The following is an 18,874-nucleotide window of genomic DNA, read 5'->3' as shown; positions in this document are numbered from 1 at the left end:
GACCTCCTGCGGACGGGCGGCGACGCGGGTTGGCGACGGTAGTTGCCTGCGGTCGCCGGATTGTTCGTGACCCTGCCATGTCATCACCGCGTTGGCATGGTGGTGTCGGCCACCCCGATGTTACCCACGGGTAGCAGGGGTGCAAACAGGAGCAAGCACCCGCGGCGCGTGATGATGCTCACTGGGGCGACAGGGCAATCGGACGATGTCGGACATCTCGCTGGCGGCGTTACAGACCCTCTCCCCCTACTCGGCTAGGTTCGAACGCATGTTCCGGCGAGTAGCGATTGTCACGGACTCCACCGCGTGCCTGCCGCAGCAGTTGACGGACCAACTCGGGGTGCGGGTGGCGCAGCTCCAGGTACGCATCGGGACCGTGGTGGACGACGAGGCCCGCGTTCCCGTGCCGAAGCTCGTGGACGCCCTGCGCGGACAGGTGGACGTAGGCACCTCCCCGCCCGACCCGGGCGCCTTCTACTGGGCCTACTCCGACGCCGCCGCTTCGGGCGTGGACGCGATCGTGTCCCTGCACATCTCGACCGGCATGTCGCAGACCGTGGAGGCGGCGCGGCAGGCCGCCGCCCAGGTGCGGGTGCCGGTGCACGTGGTGGACACGCAGACGTGCGGCATGAGCCTCGGGTACGCCGTGGTCGCCGCCGCCACGGTGGCCGCCGCGGGCGGTGACGTGAACCGGGTGCTGGCCGCTGCCCAGCACAGCCTCCGGCACAGCAGCGAGCTGTTCTACGTGGACACTCTCGAGTACCTGCGGCGCGGCGGGAGGATCGGCCGGGCCACCGCCCTGCTCGGGTCGGCGCTGTCGATGAAGCCGCTGCTGACCGTGGTCGACGGGCAGATCACGCCGCTGGACAAGGTCGTCGGCGGTGAACGCGCGATGCGCAAGCTGATCGACATCGCGGTCGAGCGCGCGGGCCGGGCGGCGGTCGACATCGCGGTCGAGCACTTCGACGCGGCCGAACGGGCCGGGAAGGTGCTCGACCAGCTGCGCGCGAAGCTGCCCACCGTGCGGCGGTTCCTGGTCACCCAGGTCAGCTCGGCGATCGGCGCGCACGTCGGTCCAGGTGCGCTCGGCGTCACCGTGTCACCCGTTTAGCCAGTTCAGGAACTCCGTGTCGGGTTTGGGCGTTGTGTCGGCAGGGAAGGAGGACGGTATGGCTTCTCTGTTCAGCAAGCTCGCCGAGTTCGCCCGCAGTCCCAAGGGCCGCCGCATCACCGACCAGGTCAAGCACGCGGCCAGCGACCCGCGCAACAGGGCCAAGGCCCAGCAACTGCTCCGGAAGCTCCGCAAGCGCTAGTCCTCGGCGCTCGTTCTCGACTCTCGTTCGGGCGCTAGAGGTTCGACTCGCGGCGGGCGGGTTCGTCGCCCACCGCGGGTCTCGGCACGTCGACCTCGGGTCTCGGCAGGTCGCGGACGACGTGCACGGGGCGGACCTCGTCCTGCCGCACGGGTTCCTCGGGTTCGAGGTCCGGAGCCGGGTCCGGCACGAGGGACAGCCGCGGCCGTGGCGGCGGGGGCGGCGGCAGGGCGGGCGGGATGCCCATCACCGGGTTGCGGTGGATCGGCTTGGTCGCGTAGTCCTCCGGCAACCGCCGCAGGTCGATCATCGGCGTGAACGGGTCGGGGGCCGGTGGTGCGGGCGTGGCCTGCGGCGGTGGCTCTTCACGGTCACGCCTGAGCACGACGGACATCAGCAGGCAGCCCATCGCGAACGCCAAGGCGCACAACCCGACCACGTACACCACGCCCCACATCACCGCGCTCCCCTCAAGCACCGACGCGCTGCCCGTCAGTGCCCGTCTGCTCCGACCCGACCTGCCCGGAATCCACCGGAGCCGCACTCACCTGCGCCGGAGATGCCTGGCCCGAACTCGTCTGCCCCGGACCCAGCTGCGCCGGACTCACGTGCGCCGGGCTCGGCTGCCCCGATTTCGGCTGTCCCGAACTGACCTGCGCCGGACCCACTTGCGCCGGACTGAGCGGCGCCGAACCCGCCTGGGCGGCGTTCACCTGGGCAGCACTCAGCTGCTCGGGAGCAACCTGCCCGACGCTCTCCTGCCCCGCACTCTCCTGGGCGGCACTCTTCTGGGCGGCACTCTTCTGGGCGGCACCGGTCTGCTCCACCGTCGCCTGCTCCACCGTCATCTGCTCGGGGATCAGGTTCGGCACCCGTTCCGCCGCCTCGTCCAACGCGATCCGGGCCGAGGCGATCTGGGCGGCCACCGTCTGGCGCAGCTCGCGTAGTTCGTCCGCCCGCTGCTGGATCTCAGCGGTCCGCCGCGCCGTCTCGCGCACCGCGAGCTTGATCAGGAAAGCGGCCCGCGTCTTCGCCAGGTGGTCCTGCTCCGCGAAGTGCCGCTCGGCCTCGTGCCGTCGCCGGGCCATGGTCAGCTCGAAGAAGTTCTGCGCCTTGGTCCGCTTCGCGTCGGACGCCGCCTCCACCGCGGCACACCGCTCGCCGGCCTCCCGCACCAGCCGCTCCCCGTCCCGCTCGGCCTTCGCCAGGATGTCGGCGCACTCGGCCTCCACCTGCTCGGCACGGGCCTTGAGGTGCGCCTCGACCTCGGCCTGACGGCGTTCCAGGTCGACTTCGCGCTGGTCCAGCTCGGCCGCCCGGCGGTTGGCGGCGTCACGCTGCTCGCGGGCGCGGGCGTCGGCCTGGGCGCACCGCTCGGCCAGCTCGTCCTCCACCCCGCGCCGGTACTCGGCCAACTCGGCCTCGGTGCGCTCGCGCAGGTCCGCGACGTCACGGTCGGCGCGCACGCGGAGTTCGTTCGACTCCTCCTCGGCCATCATGAGCATCCGGTGCATGCGCTCCCCGGCGCCCGTGGTGGTGCTGGGCGACATCTCCAGCCGCTCGATCCTGGACCTGGCCTGCTCCAGGTCGCGCCTGGTCATCTCCAGCAGCTTGCGCAGGTCGGCCGCCTGGGCCAGCGCCTCGGCGCGGTCGAGGCCGGTGTACTTGAGCTGTTCTTCCAGGTTCTCCAGGTGTTCGATCACCTGGCGCCGGTGGAATCCTCGGTAGACCACGTCGAAACCCGTGTGCAGCGGAACAATCTCCGGCTCTTTCGCACCCATGGCGGCCCCACTCGTCTGAAGATTGGCCGAGGTGCCGAGCGTAAGGCACCCGAGCGGCTCGTGACCACCCTCGACTACCCGCACCGACCGCTGTCCATGCACACCACTGGCAGCGGAAACACCTATGGGGAAGATCGACTCTGAACCACCGTACGTCACCCGATAGTGTTATTCCCAGAATGGAACCGAGGGGAGAAGAATGCGTGCCGCGATAATCACCATCCGTCTCCAATCCGTGGGTTCACACGAAACAGTGACGCCGTAGTGGGCGGGCGATGCCTACCCACGAGTAACGAGGAACTAGGCTGGTCGGGTGACCGTCGAGCCGCTGCCCCTCACCGGTGAGCGCACCGTCCCCGGTATCGCCGCCGAGAACTACTGGTTCCGGCGGCACGAAGCGGCGTACCTGGACCTGGTCCGGCACTGCACCGGCGCGGTCGTGCTGGAGGCAGGCTGCGGCGAGGGCTACGGCGCCGCGCTGATCGCGGAGCACGCCGCGCGGGTCGTCGCGCTGGACTACGACGAGATCACCGCCGCGCACGTCGGCCGCGCCTACCCGGAGCTGGCCGTGCTGCGCGGGAACCTCGCGTCGCTGCCGCTGCGGGACGCGAGCGTGGACGTGGTGGCGAACCTCCAGGTCATCGAGCACCTCTGGGACCAGGAGGGCTTCCTGGCCGAGTGCGCGCGAGTGCTGCGGCCCGGTGGGCGGCTGCTGGTCACCACGCCCAACCGGCTCACGTTCTCCCCCGGCCGGGACACCCCGCTCAACCCGTTCCACACCCGTGAGCTGGCGCCCGCCGAGCTGGACGGGCTGCTGGTCGGCGCCGGGCTGCGGGTCGAGGTGCTGGCCGGTCTGCGGCACGGCCCGGCGTTGCGCCGGCTGGACGAGCGGTTCGGCGGGTCGGTCATCGACGCGCAGGTGGCCGTGGTGGTGGACGGCGGCGAGTGGCCCGCCGACCTGCTCGGCGCGGTCACGTCGGTGCGCAGCCAGGACTTCGAGATCACCACCGACGACCTGGACGCGAGCCTCGACCTCGTCGCCGTGGCGGTGCGCCCGTGACGGACGAGGGGACGTTCTGCCTGGTGCTGCACAGCCACCTGCCGTGGCTGGCGCACCACGGCGCCTGGCCGGTCGGCGAGGAGTGGCTGTACCAGGCGTGGGCGCACTCGTACCTGCCGGTGGTGGACCTGCTGGAGCGGTTCGCCGCCGAGGGCCGCGAGGACGTGCTCACGCTGGGCGTCACGCCGATCCTGGCCGCGCAGCTGGACGACCCGTACACGTTGCGGGGCGTGCACGACTGGCTCGGGAACTGGCAGCTGCGGGCGCACAGCGCGTCGTCACGGCTGCCGGACCTCGCCGCGCGGGAGCACCGCTCGTCGGCGTGGGCGCTGGAGCGGTTCGAGACGCGGTGGCGGCACGGTTTCTCGCCGTTGCTGCGGTCCTTGGTGGACTCACGGGTCGTCGAACTGCTGGGCGGACCGGCCGCGCACCCGTTCCAGCCGCTGCTGGACCCCCGGCTGCGGGAGTTCTCGTTGCGGACCGGTCTCGCGGACACGGCGCACCGGATCGGGTCGGCGCCGGAGGGCATCTGGGCGCCGGAATGCGCGTACGCGCCCGGTCTGGAGGACGACTACGCGCGGGCCGGCGTGCGGCGGTTCCTGGTGGACGGTCCGTCGCTGCGCGGTGACACGGCCGCCGGCCGACCCGTCGGCTCGTCGGACGTGGTGTGCTTCGGGCGTGACCTGGAGGTGTCGTACCGGGTGTGGTCGCCGAAGGTCGGCTACCCGGGCGACCCGGCGTACCGGGACTTCCACACCTACGACCACCCCAGCGGGCTCAAGCCGTCCCGGGTGACGGGGAAGAACGTCGCGCCGGAAGAGAAGCGGCCGTACGACCCGGACCTCGCGGCGGACGCCGTCCAGCGGCACGCGGCGGACTTCGTGGACACGGTGGTGCGGCGGCTGCGGGCGTTGAAGGAGCAGCACGGCAAGCCGTCCCTGGTGGTCGCCGCGTACGACACCGAGCTGTACGGGCACTGGTGGCACGAGGGTCCGGCGTGGCTGGAGGCGGTGCTCCGGCAACTGCCCGCGGCGGGAGTGCGGGTGACGACGCTGCGCGGTGCGGTCGAGGCCGGGCACGTCGGCCCGCCGGTCGAGGTGCCGCCGTCGTCGTGGGGCGCGGGCAAGGACTGGCACGTGTGGAACGGGCCGCAGGTCGGCGACATCGTGGACGGCAACGCCTCCGTGCAGCGGGAACTGCTCTCGCTGGACTTCTCGGGCGTGGTGCGCGACCCGGTCGCCGACCAGGCCGTGCGCGAGGCGCTGCTGGCGTTGTCGAGCGACTGGGCGTTCATGGTCACCAAGGACTCCGCGGCCGACTACGCCCGGTACCGGGCCAAGCTGCACGCGGACCGGTTCGCCGAACTGGCGGCGCTGCGGCGTGCCGGACGTGGGCGGCGGCGGGCGGCGGAACTGCGCCGGGCCGACGGCCCGTTCGGTCACCTCGACGCACGAGGGCTGGCCCTGTCGTGATGGTGCGGAGATGCGAGGATGGCCCATGCGCGTGCTGATGTTGTCGTGGGAGTACCCGCCCGTCGTCGTGGGCGGGTTGGGCCGGCACGTGCACGCGCTGGCCGGTCACCTGGCCGCGCAGGGGCATGACGTCGTGGTGCTGTGCCGTCAGCCGGCGGGGACGGACGCGATCACGCACCCGACGTCCGACTCGGTGGTCGACGGCGTGCGGCTGATCCGGGTGGCCGAGGACCCGACGCATCTGGTGTTCGAGCGGGACCTGGTGGCGTGGACGCTGGCCATGGGGCACGCGATGACGCGCGCCGGGTTGGCGTTGCTGCGCGGTTGGCGGCCGGACGTCGTGCACGCGCACGACTGGCTCGTGACGCACCCGGCGATCGCCCTGGCCGACGCGTGCGGCGCGCCGCTGGTGGCGACCGTGCACGCGACCGAGGCGGGCCGCCACAGCGGGTGGCTGTCGCAGACGCTGAACCAGCAGGTGCACTCGGTCGAGTGGTGGCTGGCGAACCGGGCGGACGCGCTGATCACGTGCTCGTCGGCGATGCGGGCCGAGGTGGCGCACCTGTTCGACGTGGAGCCGTCGTCGGTCACGGTGCTGCACAACGGCATCGAGCCGCGGCGGTGGCGGGTGAACTCTTCCGACGTGGCCGCGGCCCGAGCCGCGCACAGCCCGGACGGCGCCCCGTTGCTGCTGTTCTTCGGGCGGTTGGAGTGGGAGAAGGGCGTGCAGGACCTGCTCGCGGCGCTGCCCCGGATCCGGCGGTTCTGGCCGGGCACCCGGCTGGTCGTGGCCGGGTCGGGGACGCACCGGGACTGGCTGGTGGAGCAGGCGCGCAAGCACAAGGTGCGGCGGGCGGTGGACTTCGTCGGCCACCTGTCGGACCGCGCGTTGGCCGCCACGCTGGCGGCGGCGGACTCCGTCGTGCTGCCGAGCAAGTACGAGCCGTTCGGCATCGTCGCGCTCGAAGCCGCCGCGGCCGGCACCCCGCTCGTCGCCTCGACGGCGGGAGGGCTGGGCGAGGTCGTCCTGGACGGCGTCACCGGCCTGTCGTTCACCCCCGGCGACGTCGACGGCCTGGCGACGGCGGTCCGGTCCGTGCTGGACGACCGCCCCTCGGCCCGGCGCCGCGCCCGCGCCGCGAAGTCCCGCCTGGCCACCGACTTCGACTGGTCGAAGATCGCCACCGACACCGCCGCCGTCTACCGGTCCGCCCGCGTGCACGACCACCCCGCGCTCGGCCGCCCCAAGATCCCCACCGGCAACGTCTTCCTCTGACGCCTGACGCGGCACCGCGACTGACGGGTATCGCGACTGACCGGGTGCCGCAGCCTCAGAGGGTGAGGACGATCTTGCCGGTGGTCCGGTCGGCCTCACCGACCTGGTGCGCCTTCACCACGTCCTCCAGCGGGAACGTCTCGGCGACGAGGACCTTCGCCTCGCCGCGTTCCACCAGCCCGGCCACGTGCTCCAGCGCGGCGTGGTCGGGGGCGACGAAGACCGTGGTGGCGCGGACGCCCAGCTCCTCCGCCGCCGCCCGGAGTTCGGGCAGCAGACCGGGGTTCGTCACCCCGACGTAGATCCCGCCCGGCTTGAGCACCCGCATCGAACGGCGCACGTAGTCGTCACCGCCGATCAGGTCGATCACCACGTCGACGTCCGCCAGCTCGGCGAAGTCCCGCGTCGTGTAGTCCACCAGCTCGTCCGCGCCCAGTTCGCGCAGCAGGTCGTGCTTCGCGGCACGCGCCGTGCCGATCACGTGGGCGCCGAGGGTCTTGGCGAACTGCACGGCGAGGTGGCCGACACCGCCGGCGGCGGCGTGCACGAGCACCCGGTCGCCCGGCTTGACCTTCGCGGCCTCCGTGAGGGCCTGCCACGCGGTCAGCGCGACCAGCGGCAGGGCCGCCGCGTGCACGTGGTCCACGTTGGCGGGCTTGCGGGCGAAGTGCCTCGCGGGCGCGGCGACGTACTCGGCGTACGCGCCGGCCGGGTGCGGGAAGTGGGGCATCCCGAACACCTCGTCGCCGACCTCGAACCTGTTCTCCCCGGCGGGCACCGACACCACCACGCCGGAGACGTCCCAGCCCGGCACCCACGGCGCCGTCAACCAGTAGCCGTCCTTGCGCACCTTCCAGTCGACGGGGTTCACGCCGGCCGCGCGCACCTCGACCACGATCTCGCCCGCTCCCGGCACCGGCCGCGCGACGTCCCCGACCTCCATGACCTCGGGCTCACCGAAGGCGTGGACCGTCACCGCTCGCATCTCGTTCGTCATGGTCAAGAGCTTCACAGCAGTGGTACCCGTTGTGAAGAAGGCACCGAAATGGTATTTAGGTACCTTGTGTATACCATCCCTGACCTGCGCGCCCACGGCGGCGCGGACGCCTTCCTCCGCAATTGCGCGTCACGGGCGGTCCTCGACCTGCTGACCAACAAGTGGGTGTGCCTGGTGATCGGCGGCCTGCGCCCCGGCACGCTGCGGTTCGGCGAACTCCGCCGCCGCCTCGACGGCATCACCCAGAAGATGCTCACCCAGACCCTCCGGGACCTCGAACGGGCGGGCCTCGTGCACCGCGCCGTCTACCCGAGCGTCCCGCCGCGGGTCGAGTACAGCCTCACCCCGCTGGGCGCCAACGTGGGCGGTCTGATGGACGCGATCCGGATCTGGTCGGAGACCCACATCGACGACATCCGCCGGGCGCAGGAGGAGTACGACCGGAAGGCGGGCGAGGAACTCCAGCCCGTCTAGGAGCCGTTCCTGGACTGCTCCAAGGCCTCCTGGGCCTTGCGGGCCATGTCGGCGACGGCGGCGCGGCGCACGGCGTCGGCCTCGTAGTCGGCACGGCGGTCCTTGACGACCTTCGCCGGGATGCCCACGGCGATCTTGAAGTCCGGCACGTCGCCCCGCACCACGCCGTGCGCGCCGATCACGCACCCGCGCCCGATCCGCGTGCCGCGGGTGACGGTGACCTTGGTGCCCAGCCAGCAGTCCGGGCCGATCCGCACCGGTGACTTCACGATGCCCTGGTCCTTGATCGGCAGGGTGATGTCGGCCGTCACGTGGTCGAAGTCGCAGATGTACACCCAGTCGGCGATCAGGGTGGCCGCGCCGATCTCCACGTCCAGGTAGCAGTTCACCGTGTTGTCCTTGCCGAACACGGCCTTGTCGCCGATCCGCAACGACCCCTCGTGGCAGCGGATAGCGTTGCCGTCGCCGATGTGCACCCACCGGCCGATCTCCAGCCGCCCGTAGCCGGGACGGCAGTGCAGGTCGATGTTCTTGCCCAGGAACACCATCCCGCGCAGCACCACGTGCGGGTTCGCGATCCGGAACCGCAGCAGCCGCCAGTACCGCACGAGGTACCACGGCGTGTACGCGCGGTGCCGCAGCACCCAGCGCAGCGAGGCCAGGGTGAGGAACCTGGCCTGCGCCGGGTCACGGCGCGACCTGCGCCACCTCGTCCACACCGGTGCACCCCACATGCTCGTCACGCGGGCACTCTAACTTCCGCCGCCGGCCGGTAAAGTCCCAGGTCGCCGTGCCGCCTGACGCACAACCGGCGCAACCGCGTCACCGAGCCGGGTCGCGACCGCCGGGCAACGCGGACGCCCTGCCCCGACCGACCACCGCCATGCGGGAGCCCTTCCGACCGCTGCCACCGCGCCTCGTCCGCCGTCGCCCGGTCGTCGTAGGACCCGTTCGTGGACCTCGATCGCCCGCACCGAAACGACACCATCCAGGATGGTGCACGTGACCACTCCGCTCATCATCGACACCGATCCCGGCGTGGACGACGCCTTCGCCCTCGCGCTCGCCGCCGCCAGCCCCGAAGTCGAGCTGATCGGGGTGACCACGGTCTTCGGCAACGTCTCCCTGGACAACACCACCCGCAACGCCTTGCGGCTGCTGGCGCTCCTCGGCCGTGACGACGTCCCGGTCGGCGTCGGCGCGTCGCGGCCGTTGGTCCACCCGCACCCGCACCTGTCCAGCGCGCACGGCTCCGACGGCCTCTCCGGGTACGCCGACACGCTCCCGTCACCCACCCGCGGCCCCGACGCCCGCGACGCCGTCACCTTGATGCGCGAGCTCCTGGAGCAGGCCGACCGCCCCGTCACGATCGTCCCCATCGGCCCCCTGACCAACATCGCGCTGCTGCTCGCCGCACACCCCCACCTGAAGCCGAAGATCGGCCGACTCGTCGTCATGGGCGGCGGCGTGCAGGGCGGCAACGTGACCGCCACCGCCGAGTTCAACGTCTGGAGCGACCCCGAGGCCGCCCGCCGCGTGCTGGTCGAGGAGGACGTGCCGACCACGCTCGTCCCGATGGACCTGACCCGCCGGTGCGCGGTGAGCGCCCAGTGGTTGACCGACCTGGCGAAGACCTCCGACGCCGCCGCCACCCTCGTCGGCCTCACCCCCGACTACCTGGCCACCTACCGCCGTTTCCTCGGCTGGGACGGCATGGCGGTGCACGACGCGGTCGCGGTGGCGGAGGCGGTGCGGCCGGGAATCCTGCGGAGCACCCCGTTCCCGGTGGACGTCGACTGCTCGTTCGGGCCGAACCGGGGCGCGCTCGTGGTGGACCAGCGGCTGGAGGTGGACCGGGCCAAGACGCTCGACATCACGATGGACGCCGACCTCGACGGCCTGCGCGCGTTCCTCTTCGACCGGCTGGCCGGGCTAGGTGCGCTCGGCGTGCGCGAGTAGGTAGGTCGGGCGGCGGCCGATCCTGGTCAGCGCCACGGTCGCCTCGGCGGACCCGGACAGCTTCAGCCTCGGCCGCAACGCGTTCGGGTCGACGTCCAGGCCGCGCACCAGGATCTCCAGCCGCCCCACGTCGTGCGCCCGCAGCACCGACCGCAACGCCTTCTCGCTGTAGTGCCCGTGCTCCACCACCCGGAACGCCCGCACCCCCGGCGGCGGCGTCGGCCCGGTCAGGTACGCGATCCGCTCGTCCAGCTGCGCCAGCCCGTGCCGTGCCGCGTAGTGCCGCACCAGTCCCGCCCGCACCACCGCGCCGTCCGGGTCGACCAGCCACTCGTCGGGCTCGCCGACCGGGCAGTCGTCCGGGTCCGCGGAGGTGATCGTCCACTCGGGACCGTCGGACCGCAGCACGGTCGCGCGCCGCGACACACCCGGAGTGGCCAGGCCGCGCGTCCACAGGCACGCCTCGCGCACCTGCCCGTCCAACGACACCAGCTCGACCTCGTCCGCCCACGGCGCGACCGCGAAGTCCACGCCCGGCGCGCACTTCACCGCCAGGTCACGCCCGGCGTACGCGTCGGCCAGCTCGTCCAACGGCGGCGCGAAGTCCGCCGGGCGCCACGTCCGCCGCCCGGTCGCGTCCCGCCGCGCCGGGTCCGCGATCACCGGGACACCCCGCGACACCGGCCGCAGCGCGTCCGCCCGCACCAGCGGCACCGCGTCACCGAGGTTGTGCCGCGCCATCGCGAGCCGCACCGGGTCGAGGTCCGATCCGACCGACCCCTCGGGCAACGCCGCGAGGTCCGCCCCGATCGAGCAGGTCACGTCGTGCGCCGGACCGCTGAACCGACGTGCCCGGTGCGCCGCCACCTGGTGCGGCGTGGCCTGTTGCAGGGCCTCCGAGGTGAACAGCCCGTCGGTGAACAACACCTTGGCCGCCTTGCGGCGCAACAACAACGTCTCCAGCACCGCCGCGAAGTGGACCGGTGAGGCCTGCTTCGTCAGCCGGACGTCGTCGAGCCGCGACGCGGGCGTCAACGGCAGGTCGGCCAGCGACGACAACGCGGCGCGCCCGGCAGCGGAACGCAGGTGCGCCACGTCGTCGAGGCTGAACGCGTACCCCATCAGACCGGCTTGCGGCCGGTCACGGAGACGTTGTAGAAGACCTCTCGCGGCAGGACCTTGGACAGCACGTTCTCGTCCACCCACGCCAGCCGCTGCCACGTCTTGTAGGCGAACATCGCCCAGCCGAAGCTCAGCTTCTCGCGCGGCACGGCGGCCTCGAACGTGCGCACCGGCCAGCCGAACAGCGCCGCCGACAGCTCCTCGGTCACCGCGCGCACACCGACCGCGCCGGCCGAGCGCGCCGTCCGCTCCAGGTCGGACGGGTCGAACGTGTGCAGGTCGACCACCGCTTCGAGGGCCGCCGCACGCGACGACTCGTCCAGCTCCTCCTGCGGCCGACGCCACTCGTTCAGCGGGCCGAGCTTCGTCACGTTCGTGGTCAGCCACCACGTCAGCTGCCCGAGCTTGCGGGCGTAGAAGTTGCCCACGTTCGTCGGGTCGCCCGCGAACACGAACTTCCCGCCCGGCTTGAGCACCCGCAGCACCTCGCGCATCGCGGCGGCCACGTCCGGGATGTGGTGCAGCACCGCGTGCCCCACCACCAGGTCGAACGTGTCGTCGTCGTACGGGATGCGCTCCGCGTCGGCCACCCGCCCGTCGACCGGCAGCTCCAGCTGCTTGGCGTTGCGCAGCGCCACCTGGACCATGCCCGGCGACAGGTCCGTCACCGAACCGCGCCGGATCACGTCGCCCTGCATCAGGTTGAGCAGGAAGAACCCGGTGCCGCAGCCCAGCTCCAACGCGTGCTCGTACGGGCCGACGTCACCCGCGACCGCGCGGAACCGCTCGGTGGCGTAGGTGATGCAGCGCTCGTCGTACGAGATGGACCACTTCTCGTCGTACGTGTCGGCTTCCCAGTCGTGGTAGAGCACGTTCGCGAGCTTGGGGTCCCGGTACGCCGCCTGCACCTCCTCGGCGGTGGCGTGCGGGTGGGGCTTGGGATCAACGGCCACTGAACTTCGCCTTCCCCGGCCCGTTCTCGATGAACGACGCCATGCCTGTCTTCTGGTCCTCGGTGGCGAACATCGCCGCGAACAACTGGCTCTCCAGCTTCAGCCCGTTGCCCAGGTCGGTGTCCAGCCCGCCGTCGATCGCGGCCTTGGCGGCGGCGTACGCGCGCACCGGGCCGTTGACGAACTGGCCGGCCCACCGGCGTGCCGCCTCGTACACGTCGTCCGGTGCCACGACCTCGTCCACCATCCCGATCCGCAACGCCTCCTCGGCGCCGACGAACCGGCCGGTGTAGATCAGGTCCTTCGCGCGGGACGGGCCGATCAGCCGCGGCAGGCGCTGCGTGCCGCCCATGCCGGGGATCACGCCGAGCAGGATCTCCGGCTGGCCGACCTTGGCGTTGTCGCCCGCGATCCGCCGGTCCGCGCACAGCGCCAGCTCGAAACCGCCGCCCAGCGAGTACCCGGTGATGGCGGCCACGGTCGGCTTCGGGATCTCCTCGACCGCGCGCAGCGCCGACGTGAACGAGCCCGCGCGTGACGCCATCTCGGCGTACGTCAGGTCGGCCATCTCCTTGATGTCCGCGCCCGCCGCGAACACCTTCGGCCCGCCGTAAACGATCACGGACCACACGTCGGCGCGGTCGGCCGCCTCGTGCGCGGCGGACCGGATCTCCTCCTGGACCTGCCTGTTCAGCGCGTTCATCGGCGGGCGGTCCAGCCGGATGGTGCCGATGCCGTCCTCGACTTCGAGCCTCACGAACTCAGCCACAGGTCCTCCTCGACCTCCGCAGGTGCGCCACGCAGGTTACCCCTCGGTAGCCTTGCGGCGGGCGAAGTACCGGTCACCCGACCGTTGGAGCTCCAACGGCTGGTCGAACGTCTTCGACAGGTTCTCCTCGGTCAGCACGTCCGCGAGCAGGCCCTGCGCCACGATGCCGCCGTCGCGCAGCAGCAGCCCGTGCGTGAAGCCGGGCGGGATCTCCTCCACGTGGTGCGTGACCAGCACGGTCGCGGGCGCGTCCGGGTCGAGCGCCAGCTCCGAGAGCCGGGCCACCAGGTCCTCGCGGCCACCCAAATCCAGGCCGGCGGCGGGCTCGTCCAGCAGCAGCATCTCGGGGTCCGTCATCAACGCGCGGGAGATCAGCGTGCGCTTGCGCTCGCCCTCGGACAGCGTCCCGTAGGTCCGGTCGGACAGGTGCTCGATGCCCATCGTGGCCAGCAGCTCCTTGGCGCGGCCGATGTCGAGCTTGCCGTACTCCTCGCGCCACCGGCCCAGCACCGCGTACCCGGCGCTGACCACCACGTCGACGACCTTCTCCTCGGCCGGGACGCGCCCGTTCAACGCCGCCGACGACAGGCCGATGCGGGTCTTCAGCTCGGACATGTCGGTCCGGCCGATCCGCTCGCCCAGCAGGTGCACCTTGCCCTTGGTCGGGTGCAGCTCGGCGCCGGCCAGCCGGAGCAGCGTGGTCTTGCCCGCCCCGTTGGGCCCGAGCACGACCCAGCGCTCGTCCAGCTCGACGCTCCAGTCGACGTCCCCGACCAGCGTGGTCTTGCCACGTCGAACCGAAACACCCTGCATGTGGATGACCAGATCTTCGTTTTCCACGTCTGCCCTCGCCCCGGTCGATGCCTCGCCGGCACAGTGTTCCATTGCCCCGGCTCCGCGCCGGCGGCGACCTCGCCGCGTGCTGATCCCCAAACCACCCCTCCGGACTGGAAAGATCCGGGGGTATGGCTGCCGACTCGATCCTGCTCGCGGGCCGACCGTTCCCCCTCGGGGCGTACCCCGAGGCCGGAGGTGTGCGCTTCGCGGTCTCGGCACCGCCCGCCGACGCCGTCGAAGTGTGCCTGATCAGCGAAGACGGCACGGAGGAGCGCGTCGAGCTGACCGAGCGCACGTTCGGCGTGTGGCACGGTCTGATCTCCGGCGTGACGCCCGGCCAGCGGTACGGCTACCGGGTGCACGGCCCGTACGACCCTGGCCGCGGCCTGCGGTGCAACCCCGCGAAGCTGCTGATCGACCCGTACGCGACGCGGATCACGGGCTCGCTGACGGACCTGGACGCGGCGCTGGGCTACGTGGACGACCCGATGCTCGGCGGCCCGTCCCCGGTCGACTCGCTGGGCAGCGTGCCGCTGTCCGTGGTCACGTCGCCCGGCGGGCCGGACACGGGCGTGAAGCCGGACGTGCCGTTCGAGGAAGCGGTGATCTACGAGCTGCACGTGCGCGGGTTCACCAAGCTGCACCCCGCCGTGCCCGAGCACCAGCGCGGCACGTACCTGGGGCTGGCTCACCCGGCCGTGGTGGAGCACCTGGTGCGGTTGGGCGTGACGTCCGTCGAGCTGCTGCCGGTGCACGCGTTCGTGGACGAGCCGCCGCTGGTCCGGGCCGGCAGGCACAACTACTGGGGCTACTCGCCGCTGAGCTACTTCGCGCCGCACCCCGGTTACGCGAGCGAGCCCGGCCGTGAGGTGGAGGAGTTCCGCACGATGGTGTCCGCGATGCACGCCGTGGGCATCGAGGTGATCATCGACGTGGTCTTCAACCACACCTGCGAGGGCGGACCGGAGGGTCCGACGCTGTGCTACCGGGGTTTCGACGCGCCCGGCTACTACCTGCACATCGAGGGCGGCGGCACGCTCGACATCACCGGCTGCGGCAACACGACCGAGGCCGGCTCGCCGCAGTTCGTGCGGCTGGTGACCGACTCGCTGCGGTACTGGGCCACCGAGATGGGCGTGGACGGGTTCCGGTTCGACCTCGCGTCGACGCTCGGCCGGCCCGGCGGCGGCCGGTTCGACCGCGCGTCGGCGATGCTGACCGCGATCACCAGCGACCCGGTCCTGTCGCGGTGCAAGCTGATCGCGGAGCCGTGGGACGCGACCGGCGACGGGTACCGGGTCGGCGACTTCGGCGTGCAGTGGGCGGAGTGGAACGGCCGGTACCGCGACACGGTGCGCGACTTCTGGCGCGGCATGACGAACGTGCGCGACCTGGCGTACCGGCTGTCCGGGTCGTCCGACCTGTACTCCGACGACCTGCGCCGGCCTTGGCAGTCGATCAACTTCATCACCGCGCACGACGGGTTCACGCTGCGGGACCTGGTGTCGTACAACGAGAAGCACAACCTCGCCAACGGTGAGGACAACCGTGACGGCACGAACGACAACCGGTCGTGGAACTGCGGTGCGGAGGGCGAGACGGACGACGCGGCGGTACGGGCGCTGCGGGCGCGGCAGGCGCGGAACCTGTTCGCCACGCTGATGCTGTCCACCGGCACGCCGATGCTGGCGGCGGGTGACGAGCAGTGGCGCACGCAGGGCGGCAACAACAACGCGTACTGCCTGGACGACGAGACGTCGTGGATGGACTGGGAGCTCGCCGGCGAGGGCGAGTCGATGCTGGCGTTCGCCCGGCGGGTGATCACCCTGCGGGGCGGGTCGCCCGCGTTGCGGCAGCCGCAGTTCTTCGACGGCCGGACCACGTCGTCCGGCGCGCCCGACCTGGTGTGGTTCCGGCCGGACGGCGAGGAGATGGCCGAGACCGACTGGTTCGACGACGGCCGCCGGTTCCTCGGCATGTGGATCGACGGGTCGAACAGCCTGTCGCGCTCGCGTGACGGCGAACTGGTGTCGGACGACTCGTGGCTGCTGCTCGTGCACGCCGGGGCGGAGCCGATCGAGGTGACGCTGCCGGGGCCCGAGTACGGGGGTCGGTACGAGCCGACGCTCGACTCGACCACGGCGGACGGCTCGCCGTCGGTGGCCGGGACGCTCGGCGCCGGCGCGACGGTCGTGCTCGGCGGTCGCTCACTGTTGCTGCTCCGGGTGCCGAACTGACCTGGTCCGGTCGCCGGGAAGCGTCGGCCACCGAGGCAATCCTGCCTGGTGGGAGGCCCTTCGCGGGCCGTGGACCTCGTGCCACGATGCCGGGGTGGCCCGCCCGTTGCTGACTTGGCGTGACCGCACGATCGACCTCCTGCTGGTGGCGTCGTGCGGGTGTAGCCGGACGCGACGCGGGCGCTGATCCGCCGCCCCGCGTCGCGTCTTGATCGCTACCCCGCCCGATCCGTAGCCATCAGGAGCGACCCACGTGACCGCGACCCTCGCGCGCGCCGACCTGCACCCGAAGCTGGACGTGCAGTTCCTGCGCGACCTCATCCACCCCGACCGCGACCTGTGGACGCCGCGCGAACTGCGTGAGCTGACGTCCGCCGTCGCCTCCGAGCTGACCACGGCGTTGCTGGACGTCCTCGACTTCGACCCAGACCGGCGCTGGTGGGCGCGGCTCGGGCTGACCACCGGCGTCGAGCTGTGGCTGCTGAGCTGGCTGCCCGGCCAGGGCACCGAGCCGCACGACCACGGTGGCGCGGCGGGCTCGTTCACCGTGCTGACCGGTGAGCTGGCGGAGGACTACCGGTATCCCGGTGGGCCGATCCGCAGCGCGCCCCGTCCCGTCGGCAGCGCGTTGGGCTTCGGTGCGGGGCGTGCGCACCAGATCGTGAACCGGGGTGTGGTGGGTGCGGCGAGCGTGCACGCGTACTCGCCGCCGTTGGTGCCGACGCGGGCGTACCCGAGCCTGGCGGGCATCCCGCTCGAGATCCCGCCGTTGCCCGCCCGGCGGCTGCCGTTGGAGCAGCTGCGCGTCCTGGCCGACCTGGAGGGTCCGTGAGTGCCGAGGAGTTGCTGGACGAAGCCCGCCGCGCCCTGACCCGCGTGGAGCCGCACGGGCTGGCCGACCTGTCGGACGTGCTGGTGGTGGACATCCGCCCGCACCACGACCGTGCCGCCGAGGGTGAGGTGCCCGGCTCGATCCCGGTGGAGCGCATCGTCCTGGAATGGCGGTTGGACCCGACCGGCACGCACCGCATCACCGGCTTCACCGCCGACACCACCGTCGTCGTGCTGTGCAACGAGGGCTACGCCTCCAGCCTTGCCGCCCGTGACCTGCAACGCGTGGGCCTGCCCAACGCCACGGACCTGATCGGCGGCTTCCGCGCCTACGCCGCCGCCGGCCTCCCCGTTCGCCCCGGCGCCACCCAAGCCGTCACCTGACCCCCACTCCCTCGTCCCGAGCGTTGAACTCACCCGTCCCGAACGTAGGACTCGCCCGCACTGAACGTAGGACTCACGGGCCCTGAACGTAGGACTCACGCGGCCTTCGCGTGAGTCCTACGTTCGCGTCGCGTGAGTCCTACGTTCGGGACCGGTGAGTCCTACGTTCGGGACGGGTGAATTCAACGTTCGGAACGGGAACCGGGGCCGGGGCGGTAGCGTCTCCAGGTTCGTGTGGAAAGTGCTGACCGGGCTGGTCCTGGTCGTCCTCGTGGTCTGGCGGCCGAGCGTGGCGACGTTCGGCGGGGCCGCGTGCGGCGTGTGGGCCGTGCTCGCCCTGCTGCAACTCGGGTTGCTGGTGGGCGCCGGGCTGTTCGGCGTGCGGGTCCCGCTGGTCGAGATCGGGGTCGGCGGTGAGGTGCGCACGTGGACGCGACCACACCTGCGGGTGGTGTGGCGGACGATCCCGCTGCTGTTCGCGGTCGGCCTCACGTCGATCAAGGCACCCGCCCGCCGCCGGCTGTGGCTGACCGGCGTCACGGCCCTCCTGCTGACCACCGCGGCGCTCGTCGTGGCCTGGCTCGGCGCGCTGGTCTGGTCGGACGCGGACCAGCCGTTCCTGCGCGGCTTCGCGGTCGCGGGCACGGCGGTGCTGCTCAACTCCCTGAAGCCACGACGCGGCGCGGGCACCACCTCACCCGGCTGGTTCGTATTCGCCCTGCCCCGCGTGTCCGGCCGCACGGCCGCCGAGTTCGACGCCACGCCGCTGGTCAACCAGGTGTCCGACGCCCTCGGCGCCGGCGACCTGGACCGGGCCGAGGCGATCGCGAACGACCTGGTCGAACGACACCCGACGCTGCTGGTCGCGCTCGGCGCGCACCTCTCCGTGCTGACGTTGCGCACGAAGTACGGCGAGGCGCTGCACCTGGCCAGCGGCCTGATCGGGCGCACCGACCTGGAGCAGCGGGACATGGCGTTCGTGCTGGCGCAGATGGCCAGTTCCACCGCCAACGCGATCGAGGGCGGCCAACTGCCCCTGGACGTCGGCCTGCCGGCGGCGAAACGGGCCGCGGACGGCGCCATGCAGTTCGGCTACCCCCGCCACCGGTGCGCGGGCACGCTGGCGCAGCTCGCCCTGATCGAGAACGACCACGCCGCCGCGCTTGCCCTCGCCACCCAGGCCAGGAACACCAGCGAGAGCGGCTTGGCCCGCGCCGACGCCCTGGCCACGATGGCCCGCGCGCAGATGGCGGCGGGCGACAACGCGGCGGCCCGAGCGACGCTCGTCGAGGCGCAGGAGCTGGCCGGCTGGATGCCCCGGGTCGCGGAAACCACCGCCCGGCTCAGCATCTCCTGACGCCACAACAGAAGCGGCGTCCGCCCCGAAGCCGAGGTGGACGCCGCTCCCG

General features: G+C 72.1%; 19 protein-coding genes. 11 read left to right on the top strand and 8 right to left on the bottom strand.

The features are described from left to right. Positions 1-268: 268 nt before the first annotated feature. Positions 269-1,111: a DegV family protein gene (locus OQ02_RS07265; protein ID WP_033437930.1), complete on the top strand. Its 843-nt coding sequence runs from the start codon at positions 269-271 to the stop codon at positions 1,109-1,111. Positions 1,112-1,169: 58 nt separating this feature from the next. Beyond that, entirely contained in the window at positions 1,170-1,313 is a 144-nt protein-coding gene (locus OQ02_RS44715) for a hypothetical protein (protein WP_197043239.1), read from the top strand. A gap of 34 nt (positions 1,314-1,347) precedes the next feature. On the opposite strand, the gene OQ02_RS07260 is transcribed toward OQ02_RS44715, so the two are convergent. Together OQ02_RS07260 and OQ02_RS07255 are read right to left on the bottom strand one after the other, a co-directional pair. Continuing rightward, the gene (locus OQ02_RS07260) at positions 1,348-1,791 is read right to left on the bottom strand and encodes a hypothetical protein (RefSeq protein ID WP_156076918.1); all 444 of its coding nucleotides are present in this window, start codon (positions 1,789-1,791) and stop codon (positions 1,348-1,350) included. Then, complete coding sequence (locus OQ02_RS07255) at positions 1,784-3,094, bottom strand: hypothetical protein (protein ID WP_033437518.1); 1,311 nt, start codon at positions 3,092-3,094, stop codon at positions 1,784-1,786. Before OQ02_RS07255 ends, OQ02_RS07260 begins: the two co-directional genes overlap by 8 nt. A 313-nt stretch (positions 3,095-3,407) precedes the next feature. On the opposite strand from OQ02_RS07255, the gene OQ02_RS07250 reads away from it, so the two are divergent. Genes OQ02_RS07250 through OQ02_RS07240 form a run of 3 tightly spaced genes read left to right on the top strand, consistent with a single transcriptional unit; the run spans position 3,408 to position 6,902 of the window. After that, positions 3,408-4,154: a class I SAM-dependent methyltransferase gene (locus OQ02_RS07250; RefSeq protein ID WP_033437517.1), complete on the top strand. Its 747-nt coding sequence runs from the start codon at positions 3,408-3,410 to the stop codon at positions 4,152-4,154. Beyond that, the gene (locus tag OQ02_RS07245) at positions 4,151-5,626 is read left to right on the top strand and encodes a 1,4-alpha-glucan branching protein domain-containing protein (protein WP_033437516.1); all 1,476 of its coding nucleotides are present in this window, start codon (positions 4,151-4,153) and stop codon (positions 5,624-5,626) included. Before OQ02_RS07250 ends, OQ02_RS07245 begins: the two co-directional genes overlap by 4 nt. A gap of 25 nt (positions 5,627-5,651) precedes the next feature. Then, positions 5,652-6,902, top strand: coding sequence for a glycosyltransferase family 4 protein (locus OQ02_RS07240; protein WP_033437515.1), 1,251 nt, complete (start codon positions 5,652-5,654; stop codon positions 6,900-6,902). Positions 6,903-6,957: 55 nt separating this feature from the next. Here OQ02_RS07240 and OQ02_RS07235 read toward each other — a convergent pair whose 3' ends face one another. After that, positions 6,958-7,899, bottom strand: coding sequence for an NADP-dependent oxidoreductase (locus tag OQ02_RS07235; RefSeq protein ID WP_033437929.1), 942 nt, complete (start codon positions 7,897-7,899; stop codon positions 6,958-6,960). A 66-nt stretch (positions 7,900-7,965) separates the two neighbouring features. On the opposite strand from OQ02_RS07235, the gene OQ02_RS07230 reads away from it, so the two are divergent. Further along, entirely contained in the window at positions 7,966-8,373 is a 408-nt protein-coding gene (locus OQ02_RS07230; protein WP_033437514.1) for a winged helix-turn-helix transcriptional regulator, read from the top strand. Here OQ02_RS07230 and OQ02_RS07225 read toward each other — a convergent pair. Beyond that, a complete protein-coding gene (locus OQ02_RS07225; protein WP_033437513.1) occupies positions 8,370-9,116 on the bottom strand; it encodes an acyltransferase in 747 nt (248 codons plus the stop codon). The genes OQ02_RS07230 and OQ02_RS07225 overlap by 4 nt on opposite strands. A 259-nt stretch (positions 9,117-9,375) precedes the next feature. Between OQ02_RS07225 and OQ02_RS07220 the strand changes: the two genes are divergently transcribed. Further along, positions 9,376-10,332, top strand: a complete 957-nt coding sequence (locus OQ02_RS07220; protein ID WP_033437928.1) for a nucleoside hydrolase — start codon at positions 9,376-9,378, stop codon at positions 10,330-10,332. On the opposite strand, the gene OQ02_RS07215 is transcribed toward OQ02_RS07220, so the two are convergent. The 4 genes from OQ02_RS07215 to OQ02_RS07200 are packed head-to-tail and all read right to left on the bottom strand — an operon-like array spanning position 10,306 to position 14,061. Continuing rightward, on the bottom strand, positions 10,306-11,454 hold the full coding sequence (locus OQ02_RS07215) for a THUMP-like domain-containing protein (protein ID WP_033437512.1): 1,149 nt from the start codon (positions 11,452-11,454) through the stop codon (positions 10,306-10,308). The genes OQ02_RS07220 and OQ02_RS07215 overlap by 27 nt on opposite strands. Beyond that, the gene (locus OQ02_RS07210) at positions 11,454-12,407 is read right to left on the bottom strand and encodes a class I SAM-dependent methyltransferase (protein ID WP_033437511.1); all 954 of its coding nucleotides are present in this window, start codon (positions 12,405-12,407) and stop codon (positions 11,454-11,456) included. The genes OQ02_RS07215 and OQ02_RS07210 overlap by 1 nt, the downstream gene beginning before the upstream one ends. After that, positions 12,397-13,176 carry an enoyl-CoA hydratase/isomerase family protein gene (locus OQ02_RS07205; RefSeq protein WP_033437510.1) on the bottom strand — a complete coding sequence of 260 codons (780 nt, stop codon included), beginning with the start codon at positions 13,174-13,176 and terminating at the stop codon, positions 12,397-12,399. Before OQ02_RS07205 ends, OQ02_RS07210 begins: the two co-directional genes overlap by 11 nt. Positions 13,177-13,212: 36 nt before the next feature. Continuing rightward, positions 13,213-14,061: an ABC transporter ATP-binding protein gene (locus OQ02_RS07200; protein WP_051772017.1), complete on the bottom strand. Its 849-nt coding sequence runs from the start codon at positions 14,059-14,061 to the stop codon at positions 13,213-13,215. 80 nt (positions 14,062-14,141) lie between these two features. On the opposite strand from OQ02_RS07200, the gene glgX reads away from it, so the two are divergent. From glgX to OQ02_RS07180, 4 genes are all read left to right on the top strand, one after another. Next, positions 14,142-16,250 carry a glycogen debranching protein GlgX gene (gene glgX, locus OQ02_RS07195; protein WP_033437508.1) on the top strand — a complete coding sequence of 703 codons (2,109 nt, stop codon included), beginning with the start codon at positions 14,142-14,144 and terminating at the stop codon, positions 16,248-16,250. A gap of 253 nt (positions 16,251-16,503) precedes the next feature. Beyond that, positions 16,504-17,082: a cysteine dioxygenase gene (locus OQ02_RS07190; protein ID WP_033437507.1), complete on the top strand. Its 579-nt coding sequence runs from the start codon at positions 16,504-16,506 to the stop codon at positions 17,080-17,082. Beyond that, on the top strand, positions 17,079-17,465 hold the full coding sequence (locus OQ02_RS07185) for a rhodanese-like domain-containing protein (RefSeq protein WP_033437506.1): 387 nt from the start codon (positions 17,079-17,081) through the stop codon (positions 17,463-17,465). Before OQ02_RS07190 ends, OQ02_RS07185 begins: the two co-directional genes overlap by 4 nt. Before the next feature lie 232 nt (positions 17,466-17,697). Further along, complete coding sequence (locus OQ02_RS07180) at positions 17,698-18,822, top strand: hypothetical protein (RefSeq protein ID WP_033437505.1); 1,125 nt, start codon at positions 17,698-17,700, stop codon at positions 18,820-18,822. Positions 18,823-18,874: the final 52 nt, after the last annotated feature.

Origin of the sequence: Saccharothrix sp. NRRL B-16314, from assembly GCF_000716595.1 — a bacterium.
Lineage (GTDB): Bacteria > Actinomycetota > Actinomycetes > Mycobacteriales > Pseudonocardiaceae > Actinosynnema.
This window is presented reverse-complemented; position numbering and strand designations above follow the sequence as displayed.

Coding starts and splice junctions, on each gene's coding strand:
- OQ02_RS07235 (WP_033437929.1), bottom strand. CDS start 7,899: ATGACGAACGAGATGCGAGCGGTGACGGTCCACGCCTTCGGTGAGCCC.
- OQ02_RS07265 (WP_033437930.1), top strand. CDS start 269: ATGTTCCGGCGAGTAGCGATTGTCACGGACTCCACCGCGTGCCTGCCG.
- glgX (WP_033437508.1), top strand. CDS start 14,142: ATGGCTGCCGACTCGATCCTGCTCGCGGGCCGACCGTTCCCCCTCGGG.
- OQ02_RS07200 (WP_051772017.1), bottom strand. CDS start 14,061: ATGGAACACTGTGCCGGCGAGGCATCGACCGGGGCGAGGGCAGACGTG.
- OQ02_RS44715 (WP_197043239.1), top strand. CDS start 1,170: ATGGCTTCTCTGTTCAGCAAGCTCGCCGAGTTCGCCCGCAGTCCCAAG.
- OQ02_RS07240 (WP_033437515.1), top strand. CDS start 5,652: ATGCGCGTGCTGATGTTGTCGTGGGAGTACCCGCCCGTCGTCGTGGGC.
- OQ02_RS07255 (WP_033437518.1), bottom strand. CDS start 3,094: ATGGGTGCGAAAGAGCCGGAGATTGTTCCGCTGCACACGGGTTTCGAC.
- OQ02_RS07215 (WP_033437512.1), bottom strand. CDS start 11,454: ATGGGGTACGCGTTCAGCCTCGACGACGTGGCGCACCTGCGTTCCGCT.